The sequence below is a fragment of the Psychrobacter proteolyticus genome (assembly GCF_039762275.1).
Classification (GTDB): domain Bacteria; phylum Pseudomonadota; class Gammaproteobacteria; order Pseudomonadales; family Moraxellaceae; genus Psychrobacter; species Psychrobacter proteolyticus_C.
Window position 1 is genome coordinate 208,039 of the sequence record NZ_JBDLOB010000005.1, and the last position, 13,775, is coordinate 221,813.

12 protein-coding genes are annotated in these 13,775 nt (G+C 41.8%); 3 read left to right on the top strand and 9 right to left on the bottom strand.

Translation table 11 applies throughout. The annotated features are described in order from the left end of the window. Window positions 1–6 precede the first annotated feature (6 nt). The 3 genes from ABFV72_RS09820 to ABFV72_RS09830 are packed head-to-tail and all read right to left on the bottom strand — an operon-like array spanning window position 7 to window position 3,465. A complete protein-coding gene (locus ABFV72_RS09820) occupies window positions 7–837 on the bottom strand; it encodes an HAD hydrolase family protein (RefSeq protein ID WP_347163446.1) in 831 nt (276 codons plus the stop codon). A 42-nt stretch (window positions 838–879) separates the two neighbouring features. Continuing rightward, window positions 880–2,196 carry a phosphoribosyltransferase domain-containing protein gene (locus ABFV72_RS09825; RefSeq protein WP_347163447.1) on the bottom strand — a complete coding sequence of 439 codons (1,317 nt, stop codon included), beginning with the start codon at window positions 2,194–2,196 and terminating at the stop codon, window positions 880–882. A gap of 42 nt (window positions 2,197–2,238) precedes the next feature. Further along, on the bottom strand, window positions 2,239–3,465 hold the full coding sequence (locus ABFV72_RS09830) for a S1 family peptidase (protein ID WP_347163449.1): 1,227 nt from the start codon (window positions 3,463–3,465) through the stop codon (window positions 2,239–2,241). Window positions 3,466–4,187: 722 nt separating this feature from the next. Here ABFV72_RS09830 and ABFV72_RS09835 point away from each other — a divergent pair. Both ABFV72_RS09835 and ABFV72_RS09840 read left to right on the top strand, forming a co-directional pair. Beyond that, window positions 4,188–4,895, top strand: coding sequence for a hypothetical protein (locus ABFV72_RS09835; RefSeq protein ID WP_102092344.1), 708 nt, complete (start codon window positions 4,188–4,190; stop codon window positions 4,893–4,895). A 123-nt stretch (window positions 4,896–5,018) separates the two neighbouring features. Next, complete coding sequence (locus ABFV72_RS09840; RefSeq protein ID WP_347163450.1) at window positions 5,019–5,759, top strand: MHYT domain-containing protein; 741 nt, start codon at window positions 5,019–5,021, stop codon at window positions 5,757–5,759. Between the two features lie 130 nt (window positions 5,760–5,889). Here the strand turns inward: ABFV72_RS09840 and ABFV72_RS09845 are convergent, their stop codons facing one another. After that, window positions 5,890–7,041, bottom strand: a complete 1,152-nt coding sequence (locus ABFV72_RS09845; RefSeq protein WP_347163452.1) for an ATP-grasp domain-containing protein — start codon at window positions 7,039–7,041, stop codon at window positions 5,890–5,892. A 288-nt stretch (window positions 7,042–7,329) separates the two neighbouring features. Here ABFV72_RS09845 and ABFV72_RS09850 point away from each other — a divergent pair, with 288 nt between their 5' ends. Continuing rightward, window positions 7,330–8,604, top strand: coding sequence for a TerD family protein (locus ABFV72_RS09850; protein WP_347163454.1), 1,275 nt, complete (start codon window positions 7,330–7,332; stop codon window positions 8,602–8,604). Window positions 8,605–8,724: 120 nt separating this feature from the next. On the opposite strand, the gene ABFV72_RS09855 is transcribed toward ABFV72_RS09850, so the two are convergent. The 5 genes from ABFV72_RS09855 to ABFV72_RS09875 all read right to left on the bottom strand — a co-directional run bounded on the left by ABFV72_RS09855 (window position 8,725) and on the right by ABFV72_RS09875 (window position 13,631). Then, the gene (locus ABFV72_RS09855) at window positions 8,725–9,333 is read right to left on the bottom strand and encodes a TerD family protein (protein WP_057760836.1); all 609 of its coding nucleotides are present in this window, start codon (window positions 9,331–9,333) and stop codon (window positions 8,725–8,727) included. Window positions 9,334–9,409: 76 nt separating this feature from the next. Beyond that, a complete protein-coding gene (locus tag ABFV72_RS09860; protein WP_347163456.1) occupies window positions 9,410–10,162 on the bottom strand; it encodes a TIGR00266 family protein in 753 nt (250 codons plus the stop codon). Window positions 10,163–10,368: 206 nt separating this feature from the next. After that, the gene (locus ABFV72_RS09865; RefSeq protein WP_057760832.1) at window positions 10,369–10,944 is read right to left on the bottom strand and encodes a TerD family protein; all 576 of its coding nucleotides are present in this window, start codon (window positions 10,942–10,944) and stop codon (window positions 10,369–10,371) included. 454 nt (window positions 10,945–11,398) lie between these two features. Beyond that, on the bottom strand, window positions 11,399–12,319 hold the full coding sequence (locus ABFV72_RS09870) for a glutaminase (RefSeq protein WP_347163457.1): 921 nt from the start codon (window positions 12,317–12,319) through the stop codon (window positions 11,399–11,401). A gap of 244 nt (window positions 12,320–12,563) precedes the next feature. Beyond that, the gene (locus ABFV72_RS09875) at window positions 12,564–13,631 is read right to left on the bottom strand and encodes a DUF475 domain-containing protein (RefSeq protein ID WP_057760827.1); all 1,068 of its coding nucleotides are present in this window, start codon (window positions 13,629–13,631) and stop codon (window positions 12,564–12,566) included. Between the last annotated feature and the right edge of the window lie 144 nt (window positions 13,632–13,775).

Consider the following 13,775-nt stretch of genomic DNA (forward strand, 5'->3'; position numbering starts at 1 on the left):
AATGGTTTAGCCTGACGATTTAGACTGGTATTGCTCATGCAGTTGGCCATGATTGGGCATACCGTACCAGTCCAATAACTGTAAGAAAGGCAGGTCAGCTAAGCTATCACCAAAGCCAAAACTGGGACGCTGATGGTCTAAATGATGCTCTAATAAAAACTGTACCGCATGACGCTTATGAACCGCATGGGGCAATATCGCTAGGTTATTAGCATTCACATGTACATAGAAATCTTGGTCAAAATCACGTATCAGAGTGGGCAGTTTCTCAGCTAAATCTACGAGCGCTTGATGGTCTTTCTGTGCATGTTTGATAGCCAGATAAATGGTTAGCTCTTCATCCGTAGAACCATTGTTAAAGCTATCGATATGCGGTGTAAATACTAGATGACTTTGCTCGCTTTGACTATGACTGGTAAATAATTCGCTTAACTGATTAAGCTTATCTTGCAATGGCGCAAGCTTACTATACATATGCTGCTGCCAACTGCTCAGCAGCGCTCCGTCAGACGTTAAAATAATCGCTCCATGGGTCAATACTTGCCAGCTATCAAATGGCAGCTTAACGCGTTTTATTTCACTACGATCCCGCGCCGTCACTACGATTAATTCAGTGCTAGCAAGTAGCCAGTTAAAAAAGATTGCTTGGCGCTGGCTCATAAAACTCAGTGGCTCGTCTTGTTTATTGACCGTCGCACAAACCAAAGTTTCACGCTCAGTAGTGGGTAAGTCCCATGCATCAATTTTACGCTGGGTTTGGAATAACGTGTCATCCAAATCCATCAAGGCATAAGGCTTATTAATATCTGAGTTGGCTTTAAAAAATGAGGTAGTCATGGCGTCGTCCGTAAATAATAGGTTTGAAAGTTAGAGAGCAGTTTAATGACTAGGGCTCACCACTAGCACGTTATCTAAACCTCGCCACATAGCATCCACACTATCAGCTGATGTTTCTATACACAACACTATCAAATCCCAATCACTAGGCTCAACGTTATAAGCAAAATTGGTCATACCAAGCCCGTAATTATCATGAAAGCTCAGCATCGTGGTAATCGCTCCACCAAGCGCAATCGGTGAACGGGTTAATGCGCTAAAATTAACCATGGACGCTGTATCGTCGTTGAGCTTGTCGGACTCTGTTTCAAGCCATTCAGCCAATAGAAATGGCAACCAAACAAACTCATTGCTACCCAAGACTAAGATTCTTTTTGGTAGCTGAGCAACATCAAAGTTTTCTTGATCATTGAAACGGGTAAATGCAGCTTGAAAACTCGAAAGGTAGTTAGCAAAACCCTCTGTACTGTCTAGCGTTGGAAAACGCCCCCAGTTGCCCGTATCACCGAGCGCCTGACTACCAGCGGCAGTAGTATCAACCGATGGCATCGTAATAGGTTCAGGATTGGGTGCATCTGTCCATTGCCATGCACCAGACAGTAAATGATGACGATGAAACTCAATACCAGCGAGACGATCGGCCATACGTGCAGGTGTAGCATCTGACTGTGGATTAGGTGTTTCTTGATCTAATGACCAGTCGACCAATGTTGTTAGATGCACTTGTTCTAACTGGCTCAGTCCTGCTTCACGTAAGGCAGTGACGACATTCACACAGGTATTACCCGTTGAGGCTTCATCATCGACCATAATCAGTATTTTACTAGCCAGTAGCTGCGCTTGAGTAACGCTATCTTTGCTCTGATAAATCAAATGCTGGCTGGCATGACTGTGATCTTCACAAAATGTCGTCAGCAAGGAGTTGGTACCATTGGCATCACTACTTTTATCGTGCTGTGCATGACGCGTAGAGTTCAATAGCAGGGCTTGAGGATAGCGCGTTTGTATCGCTTGATGTACACCAGCAGATAGGCCAACAGCGGTCTCTGCCATACCGATGACTAGTACTGGCTCAGCCAAGTTATTAGGCACTAAGTCAGCCAAATCAGTAAATGCCTCTCGCATAGTACTTGGCGCAACGGGAATATGACGACCTAGCACTTTTGAGACAAACAAAAACGCACGCTTTGGATTAATACGCTGGGCAAATCCTAGCAAATCTTCTAATTGATAATGCTCGTGTTGTTCTGCGCCATTTTTATTGGTGGCTGATTTATTGGTGGCTGAGTTAGTTTGATAAGTGAGATCTAGCGTACCACGGGGTAGGGTGATGGTCGTACTGTGTTGCTCATTTAACATTCATATTCCTTGGCGCTTTTAATTATATGTCGTCGTAGATTTTTAACCCTGACAGCCAACCAGCCATAAGGCCCTGCGACTTTGCTTGCTTAGCTGAGGTGTTGTAAGAGGCGTAGCACTGGTCAAATCAGACGTTTTCTCCAAACTGATGCCAGCGCTCGCCAGTAGGGCAGATAATAACTGAAATTTCACCGCATAGTTCATATTTTGTGCATGTTCATGAACCAGACTGGATGTGACCATGCCGACGACCTCTCCAGTCGGCAATAATAAAGGACTACCACTAGAACCAGGCTGAATGGGTGCGGTGAATTGCACGTGACGGATATCGTTGTTTAAGCCTGTCAGTCCTGATATACAGCCTTGAGTGACTTGCAGTTGACTACTCAGTCCTGATAACGGAAACCCCAGTGTGGTAATGGTCTCACCCAATATATCAACACATTGCTGCGCCAATGGGAGGTAGCTAGGCAAAGGATCGCTAACTCTAATAATAGCTGAATCGCTTCCGATATCGCTGAGTACAACTTGTGCCTCGCGATCAGGCTGACCTTGCTGACGTATGCCAACCATCGCTGCTGACTCAATCACATGATAGCAGGTCAGCAGATGATAGGGATCAATAGCAAACGCTGTTCCTGTCCAAGTCTCGCCTGCTTGTACTTGACGAGGAGGGCGAGCTTCGTTGTTTGGTTGAGTACGCTGCTGCTGTTGCGCTTCTTGAATAAGCGTATGTGTGCTAGGTGGACGAACATCCAGACTAACCTGTACATGATGCTCAAGGCTTGCTAAGCCTTGCGTTGATGCCTCACCAAGCGCCCGACACTTGAACTGTCCATTACGCTGATATATTTCTAATATAATCGCCGCTTTGATATGCCGATCGTTTGTTGTGAAGTTATAGCGAATATCTCCATTATTGAGCGTGAGGCTTACGTCGTTCAACTCTACCGCTGGCAAGTTCAGGCTTGGATCATGATAAACATAAGCAATCAGTTGTAAGAAACTAACATTATTTTTATCAAATAACAGGGGTAAATCTAACTGCCATGTACTTGGATTATCCTTGTTATCGAGCTGAGCCCAGTCTTTAGACTCATGTAAATAAGCAGGACTACAAACGGCTTTACGATGGGTATCTAATGGCAACCATAATAGCCCAAGCTGCTGTCCAAACTCTAATGGTTTAGTAGTAGAAAATGCGATCGAACATTGTGGATTTTCGATAACCGTATTGGCTCCTAGCACTAATTCGACTTGCTTCGACATCACATTTCCTTAGTTTATTTGCGCGATTATGATTATTTTTATTGTTTAATTATTTTATCCTTGAGACTAAAGTCTGACTACATAAAGGGTTTTGATTTTATTTCGAACCTATCATTCTACAAAGAGAAAACGTTAATAGGTGTTTTAATATACAGTTAAGATTAATTGCATAATAGATATATCAAGATATATAGGTTTTAATAGTTTCGGAATTCCTTTTAATAATTAATTACTTTTAGAAAATAATAATGAGGTTTTATAGTCTAGCCATTTGTCGGTTAATGTAGCCACTTATCGGACAAAGCCATATAGCGTATTGCTACAAAACAAGATTCCGGTGATAATACAATCAAAATCTATTGCTATTTAGTAACTCTACTGTGACCAAGTGTTATCTGTAAAGTTTAAAAATAGTATTTGATTTAAACCTATTAATTCTAATCTTATTTTCAAGCTTATTGCTGTTTCTCGATTAATGAATTTCTAGTAGTTAGAGCACTTGTATGCTTAATAACTATAAAAATCGAAGTTTCATCTACTGAATATAGTTCATTTCTTATAATATAAAAGATATATAAAAACTGTCACATGGTTGATGTCTGCATATCTTTTATATTGTGAGAAAGCCAGTTGGTCGGACCTTTGAAACGTTATTCACATTAGTTTATCTAGATAGCTTGTTATAAGAAAGCGTAGCAGTATTTTAAGAAAAGGAGTGCTCTGTGAAATTCTCTTGTGCATTAGAAACATCTTCTGAACGTATTCGTCTGGTCAATGTTATTTCGCCGCTTATCAAAGCAGGTTATCAGCTGGTCTCCCAAAAGCAAGAACCTTCAGAGAATGGTGGTAACATCATTCATGTGATCGCAAGAAGTCTAGGCTCTAAAACGCAAGCAGATCTAATCGATGATTTATCTTCAATTGAAGGCTGTACGCTTTTTAATCTAGAAATAGATGAAGAGGGCGGCTCGTCAGCTGCCCCTGCAAAAAAGACATTGGATGAAAAAAGCGTCTTATCAGCCATCGGTGCTTATTACCCTAAAATAGCAGATATTGTCAGCCAGTATGAGGATAGTTTACCTATTGAGCGACGTGTGACTGCATTGCAAGAGTTGGGTCGTAAGGTTGGCGGCGGTATTTACCAGCGTGATTATTCACTTGGTAGCCCACTAAAGATGCCTACTACGATCACTCGTGAGCTTGTGCCAGCACTAAAAGGTCTGTCTAAAGTTAAAGCAAAGAATAATGTGATCTATTTAATCAAATGTCCGTTCTGTAAGTCGTCAGATCATACTCACTCAGGATGCCATTTTATTGTAGGTTATATAGAAGGCTTTTTGGCAAGCAACCCTGCTATAGATGTGGTTCAGGTTGAAGAGACTAACTGCGGCGCAGGTAGTACCAATATTTGTGAATTTACCATTGGGTAGGAAAAATTGTGCATAGATAATTTTATGTCTATGCAAAAAAAATCAACGAGCGAATGACGCACCGTGTTGCAATAAAAGTAACGTTATTTGACTCAATTCTTATGATAGATAAAAGGCAAAAAAATGATGGAAGTTGAATATAACTTACTTTTGGTGTTGGTCTCATACGCCATTGCAGTATTTGGTTCTTATGTTGGCTTAAACCTTGCCATTCGAGTACCTTCTGCTAAACCAGGAACAGATTTGTATTTTTGGGTAGCGCTATCATCTATTGCTATCGGTGGTGCGATTTGGTCTATGCATTATATCGGTATGATGGCAGTAGATATGAAGATGCCTGTGACTTATGACTTAGGGTTAACAATTGTATCAATGCTACTCGCAATTTGTTTCGTTGCAGTCGGTATTGTTATCGTAGGTCGCGGTGAACCAAGCGTTGCTAAGTTAATCGGTGGCGGCGTACTTACTGGACTGGGTGTTGCAGCCATGCATTATACTGGTATGGCCTCTATGCAGATGGACGCTACCATGTCATATAATATACCGCTGCTTATCTTATCGATTGTAATTGCTATTGCAGCCGCTATCGCTGCGCTATGGTTGGCATTCAATCTACGTGGTACAGTACAGCGTTTTGGTAGTGCCTTCATCATGGGTCTTGCAGTTTGTGGTATGCATTATACTGGTATAGCCGCGATGGAAATGACGATGACTGATCACTCAATGTCTATGGATTATACCCATGCAGGTGCCATCTCTTCATCTATTATGATCTTCATCGGTTCAGCAATCGTATTGAGCTTATTATGGGTCATTGCTTCTAAAAATGCACCTAAGCAAGCGACACTAGCCTTTGGCGAGTAATTTTAAACGTTGATTTTTAATACTTTTCAAGAATGAAAATAATAAAAAAGGTTTTTAGATTAATATCTAAAAACCTTTTTTTGTGCCTGTTCAAATCCTCTGCTAAACACGTGCATGCCTAGCGGATTATTTACTCAGCAACGTTTTCAATTTTGACACTCATCATAATAGAGCGTACTTGGCATGGTTCAATATGCTGAATATTGGTCTCTAAGTTAGGTCTCTCTGATAACCCCAACCAATAAGAAAATCCGACTTGCGTCAAATCGATCCCACTATGAGAAGTATAACCAATACCACCTGATGGGCGGCTATTAATCTCAAGAACGCGGTGCTGACCACTATCATCAGCTTTAGTTTGTACACTGACGATACCATCACAGCCAAAAGCCCTAATCAAAGGGATTACAACATCCATGACAGACTGCTCATAACCAACATGTTGTATTTTTCCTGTTTTATGACGAGTGACAGCAGCTAGGACTTCGCCATATTCACAGACCACATCGATAGAGTACTCTTGCCCTGACAAATAAGGCATGAGCAACATTGGAATAGGGCGCTCGTGTACCATTTGGCTGTTGGTATAAGCATTTACAAACTGGGCCGTATTAATTTTTTTCTCTTCAGTGAAATATAAGTGCTCAAAGCTATCGTACTGCTCGCCATATTCCTTACCCGTATCTAATCGCCAAAACCCTTGTGCAAAAATACCGACTACAGGTTTGACACATAGAGGCTGGTCACCATGTTCGGCCAGTAAAGCCTCAAGCTCAGTAGTATTGTCAAAACGCCATGCGTCCGCGACTGGAATATTGTGAGTGTGACACTGCTGCATAAAAGCAAATTTATCATCGATTGATTCTAGTGCCGCCACGCTGGTTGCGCCCGTCAATAAGCGAATACCAACAGCGTCAAATTTCTCACGATGCACTTCATAATCGATACCATTGCGTCCAGTCAGTAGTACTTTTACGTTATGCTTTTGAGCTTGTTCTAATACGAACTGCCAGCGTGGTATAGCAGTTTCGCCAGTCATGTGGTTATCAGTATCTACGATCGAGTCAGATGGCTCGCGATAAATCATATCGGCGAATTCAAAAATTTCAGGTCTATCATGACGGTGTGAGGCAATAACTTGAAAAGGGTTGTTTGAAGGACTGCTTGATTTGCTCTTTAGACTTTGTAAGCTCTCCAACATATCACGCTGGCTAGATTGGCCTTCAGCTAACCACGCCGCTACTGATATTGAAGGGTTACTATTGTCAGCAAGATTATTCATAATTCTCTCAGCGTTGTCATTGGGTGTAGGGGAATCGGCAAGTCAATACTGCTATTGCAAATCTAGTAGTAATATTAGCAAAGGTATACGGTTTAATAGGACGTATTATATACAAATGATATGCGTTATAAACGCCTCTGATAAAATAGTCATAGGGATTTGTAAGGATGACTTTATCGCTTATATTGCGATTGTCTGGTTCAAAATTTTCATAATATCCATGCTACTATATGATGATAGTCAGCATGATGATGACAATAATATAATAAATAATCTAAAGGATGTATGATGAGTCAAAACCAACCTCAAAAACTAATTGCAGGTGCTAATGCACCACTACCAACTGACAATATTAGCATTCGTATTTTAAGCCAAAATGCCATCGATTGTGCCGCTTATCGCCTGACTAATGACGGCAAAGTACGCGGTGATGGTGACATGATATTTTATGGTCAGACACGTAGCGATGATGGTAGCGTTAGCTTCCGTGGTCATGACAGTGATGGATTTTTTGATGTTAATTTGTCTGCACAGCCTGCAACTATTGAGAAAATTGCCTTAGCGTTCTCTAGTGCGCAAACATTGTCACAAATTGGCGATGTGGACATTCAAGTCTTGCAGGGCAGTCATGTGCTGATGACCTGTCAGCTGAGTAGCACAGGCCGTAATGAAAAAGCCATTATATTGGCTGAATGCTATCGCAGACAAGGAAGCTGGAAATTTCGTTTTATCGCCCAAGGTTTTGAGGGAGGGTTAAAACCTTTGTCTGAACATTTCGGTGTTGAAATCGCTGATGACGCACCTGCTCAAAATCATAACCCTGCACAAAGCCAACCTCAACCTATCAACACGCAGCGACCAATCAATACGCAAAAAGCAGGCAACACGTCTCAAGCTAACAACCCGCCACCGATTCCTGCCAGTCCTTCGATTAACTTAAGTAAGATAACCTTAACTAAAAACCAATCTAGCATCAATCTAAAAAAACGTGATGACTTTGGCAAAATATCAGTCAATTTAGATTGGAATCAACGCCCGCAAAGTGATAAATCAGCGCCCAAGAAAGGCATACTGGGTGATTTATTTAAGCAACATCAATCAAGCGGTATCGATCTAGATGTCGGCGCTATGATTCATCTAAAAAACGGTGAAAAAACCCTTATTCAAGCGTTGGGTAATCGCTTTGGTAGTTTACAATCAGCGCCTTATGTTTGCTTACGTGCGGATGATAGAACGGGGCAGGTAAGCGGCGGTGAATGGCTAGATATTAATGGTCAGCAATGGTCGCAGATTGAAGAAGTATTTATCTTTGCATTTATCTACGAAGGCGCACCCAACTGGGAAAAAACCGATGGGGTTGTGACTATTCATGTGCCAGAGCAGTCACCAATTGAGACACGTTTGACCGAAGGTGCAGGTAATCTACCAATGTGTGCCATTGCCCGTTTGGTCAATCAGCAAGGCAGTATCAATGTTGAGCGTATCAACCAATATTTCAAAGGTCACCAAGAAATGGACAAAGCATTTAACTGGGGCTTTAGCTGGAAGCGTGGACGTAAATAGTATTCTTAAGTATAGATAATAAACATAAAAGAGCGGCCCAGCTATTGATAGATGGGCCACTCTTTTTGAAATAAACTGTTTAACTAGATTGGTAATAATCCAGTTAAAGTCTAAAGTCAATTACGCATGCGGTGTGATAGCAGGCATTAAATCGTGGAAGGTGCGGCCAGAAGCTGTTTCGCCAATCGCATGCATTTTCCATTCATTGTTATGACGATAAACTTTTGCCATTACCATTGCTGTGTGTCCACCTTGCGCCGACAAGTTATAACGTGCTACTTCACTGTTATTATTGGCATTGACGATACGGCAAAACGCATTTTCTACGGTCTCAAATGTTTGACCAGTAAAGCTATTGACCGTAAATACCAATGAAACCACATTAGCAGGTACTCTTGAGAGATCAACATTGATGACTTCATCATCGCCATCACCGTCGCCAGTACGGTTATCACCAGTATGGACGATACTGCCATCTTTCGATTTTAGCTGACTGAACCAAATGGCATCGACCGCTTGCTTGTTAGCATCGAACATGATGCATGAAGCATCTAAGTCGATAGAGTCGCCACCAGAACCGCCACCAAATAATTTTCCTAAGAAACCACCTTTTTTATCTTGTGGCCCTTGCGCAACATCCCAGCCTAGACCCAATTTAACTTGAGTCAGCTCGCCGCCAGCTTCTTTGCTTAGGGAGATTTTTTGACCTTTTTGAAGACTAACTGCCATGTGAGTATCCTTATAATAATTGTGAGTAAAACCGTTGAAAAATAATGCTAAAGAGTATTATAAATTGCGAAATGCACTATAAGATATTGTCTAAAAAGCCACCACCGCCGCCACGTCCACCTGAGCTACTACCGAGGACGCTTTGTATCCAACCTTGATAACTGTCACGATTGCGCGAGCAAATAATGACTTTACCACTTCCTGAGAAGTTCAGAACCATCCCTTCGCCACTGGTGACAGAGTTGATAATATTGCTCATGATGCCTTTTTTCTTACTGGTCGAAACTGACAATTTGTATTCGAGATTTGAGTCCCAACAGACCACATGACCGTTATCAATGATGACGTCTTTGTCTGGTGTGATATCAATCTCAAACAACGAGCCAAAACCAGATACCACGACTTGACCTTGGCCTTGGGTCTGCATCACCATGAAGCCGCCTGTATCACCAAACACTGCGCCACCTAAATTGCGCTGGATATTGGCTCTGATATCGACGCCAGTTTGGGCCGCGACAAACGCACCATCACTCAATGTATACTGCTGCTTACCAACTTCTATGATTTGCATATCACCATCAAGCGTAGGCGCAAGCAAACAGTCGCCCTCACCATTAACCGCTTCAATCTGCTGTTGAAACAACGATTCATCGTTTGCAAAGCGGCGCATCAGTGACTGCATCAGGCCACCTTGTAGCTTACCTTTCAGCTCAAGATTGGACTCCATCATCACCATTGCATTGGCTTCACAATAAATTGAATCGCCTTTTTTAAGATTACAATGCAAAAAAGGTTCAATAGTACCAATTAAACTGAATGTTGCGGCCATGGCTTGCAAATCCTTATTCTAATATCTTTGTTAAATGCTCTTAATATGTGCGTATGCTTTTATGTGCTCTATAGATTTTAATGATAAGCCAATTAAATTTAAAGCCATCAAATGCGTTAAAGGGGCACACTTGATGGCTCATTAGATCATAACCAGACGTCTGATTATGATAATTGGCTTGCTAAACGTTTACGTTGGTTTTAACGTTAAACATTTACGCCATAAGAGGCTGCTAATGGTCCAAGACCACCGCTGAAGCCTTGACCAACCGCACGGAATTTCCAATCACCGCTGTGACGATATAATTCACCGAAAATCATCGCTGTTTCAGTGCTGCCGTCTTCTGATAGGTCGTAACGAGCGATTTCAGACTCACCATTGTCGTTTACAACGCGGATATAAGCATCACCAACTTGACCGAAGTTTTGGTTACGTGCTTGGCCTTCATAGATGATGGCACAGATAGCTACTTTGTTGACATCAGCTGGGATGCTAGCAAGATTGATTTTGATTTTCTCATCATCGCCATCGCCTTCGCCAGTACGGTTATCACCAGTATGTTCAACAGCGCCGTTATCTGATTTTAAATTATTGAAAAAGATAAAATCTTGGTCGTTACGGACTTTGCCTGCTTCGTTAATCAAGAAACCGATTGCATCTAAGTCAAACTCTTGGCCGTCAGTGGCACGTGGATCCCAGCCTAGACCGACTGTAATGTTAGTTAAACCTGGCGCTTCTTTTGATAAGTTTACGTTGCCGCCTTTTGTTAAGCTAATAGCCATACAAATATCCTTTGGATTAATAGTTAAGTGGATTGATTGATAAAAAATAAACTAAAAGTTGTGCAGTGACTGATATCTCAGAGCAAATAATAAAAACTTACCTGTACGCTATGCCCTGCATATTATTACGTTTTACTATACTAAGCGTTTGCTCACTAAGCAAGGCGTATTTTGTGCGCTTACTATATGCTTACTAAGGGACATAATACTTCTGTATCTTTGATAATTTCTAATCAACTTAGCAATAGTCGTTAAGATATTGTTATGAAAAGTAATGTTTCATACAAAAGGAATTTAGCACAAAGGTCGCTTAGATAAAGCAATCGCTTTAAAAAGCACCGACTGACTATATGGGCTTAGAACAAACTAACTCATGGCTTAGGTATGCTTCGCAGCTAGTATGAGAGCATGGCATTATATAAAAAACCTATTTAGATAAATATACATGTATCTCTTATTCTGCAAAAACCGACCAGCCAGTTTTTTGTACGAAGCGCTCTAGTGCTTTTAGTCCAAGCTTAGAGTTACCTACATGATCAAGCCCTGGTGACCAGACAGCGATAGAACCTTTACCAGGTGCTATCGTCAAAATACCGCCACCAACACCACTTTTGCCTGGTAAGCCCACGCGGTAAGCAAATTCGCCAGAGCCATCATAATGACCACACATCATCATCAATGAGTTAATACGGCGTGCTCGTTTTTCATTGATTACACGTACTCCTGAGTGCTTATCAACTCCGTTAGACACTAAATAAAGACCGGCACTGGCCAACTGTTGGCAGTTCATTGCAATTGAGCACTGATGAAAATACGTACCTAATACATTATCCACATCGTGTCTTAAACGACCAAAGGATTTCATAAAGTGCGCCAGAGAGGCATTTCGGTCCTTGTGCGCCATCTCAGAAGCCGCTACTTTATGATCAAAGCGAATTGACTCATCATCTGCAATGAGGTGAACAAACTGCAGGATTTCACCCAGTGTTTCTTTGGGTTTATGCCCCATCATAATAGCATCCACCACGGCAATGGCACCAGCATTGATAAATGGGTTGCGCGGTCGGCCAGACTCATGTTCGAGCATCACAATTGAATTGAAAGGATCGCCAGATGGTTCGCGTCCGACGTGTGTCCAAAGTGTATCGCCTAGCTTGCCAAGACCAATGGTCAAGGTAAATATTTTAGAGATACTTTGGATGGAAAACAGAGTGCTTGCATCACCTGCTGCATACATATGCCCATCAGGAGTCGCTACAGCTATACCGAACTGGTTCGGATCAATATGAGCCAATTGAGGGATATAATCTGCTACTTTGCCGCGGTCAGTTTCTCTTGCCATCTCTGCGGCAATATCATCAAGAATTTTTTGCATATTGTTTATAGGGTCTTATTTCGACAATTTATTTAAGGATGAGGATTTTAACTGAAGATAGGGTAATAGTAACAGGGCAAACGTAATTTTAACCATTGATTGTCTTAATTATTGGTTATTCCGATATCTTGGGGCTTCAATACGGCCTAACAGTAAGGCAAAATTGTCAAAAAAAACAGGCCATACCTGATGATATGACCTGCTTAGATGTATAACTAGATACAGATTACACTGAGAACATGCCTTAGTTTAAGCTGGCTTTCTCAGCTTTACGATGCTGAAGTGACGCTAGCAGCGCCCAACCAATAAAGGCAATACCAATCAGACCAGTGATAATCTCTGGCACGTGGAACTTCACTGACAATAGCATAATCAGTGCCAATGCGCCGATTGCATAATGTGCGCCATGCTCAAGATAGATGAACTCGTCAAGCGTGCCTTTGTCTACCAAGAAGATAGTCATCGAACGTACGAACATCGCACCAATCGCAAGACCTAACATAATAACAATCACGTCATTGGTGATTGCAAATGCGCCAATCACACCATCGAAACTGAATGAAGCATCTAGGACTTCTAAGTATAGGAAACCAATGATACCGCCTTTCATAATGGCACTGGTCGCTGCAGCGCCCGAACCATTCTCTTCGTTTTCTAGGTCTTCTTCCAGATCGCCCTCAAGCATACCTGATACAACCTGTACGCCCAGATAAACCAAGATACCCCAAACACCTGCGATTAGAACAGCACTTGACTGCTCTGCATTGGCCCACGATACCGCAATCATCAAGACGATAAGCGCTACAAATACGCTCATGGCATCGACTTTACCTAGCTTGGCTAAACGGCTCTCAAGCCAGTCAAACCAATGTACTTCTTTGTCATCAAAAATAAAGTTCAAGAATACCAATAGTAAGAAGATACCACCAAATGCTGAGATTTCCGCATGGTGTGCCATCAGTCTTGCCGAGTACTCTTCAGGACTATATAAAGCCAAGTTGATGACTTCCATCATACCAAGGTCAGCAGTAACCGCGACGATGACAATAGGGAAGACCAATCGCATACCGAATACAGCGATTAGGATACCAACGGTTAAAAATATCTTTTTCCAAAATTCGTCCCAGCCCTTAAGGACTGAAGCATTGACCACCGCATTATCAAAAGATAATGAAATCTCCATGACGGCCAAAATAGCGGTAATAGAAAGAGTGGCTATCATGCCACCCATACCGCCATGTGAATATCCCCACCATGCTGCTATTGCCAAAGCAATTGCGGTGAAGATAAAGTCTAAATAAAAATGTCTCATGACACATCCTGTATGGTTGCGTAAAGCTAAGGTCTACCTAGTATAGGCATGAACCGCAAAAAAGCGGTTATTACTAACCACTTTTTATGCATAATTTTAAACGAAACGTAAAGCATTACTAGTCATTTGGCCATTAAAAATTGT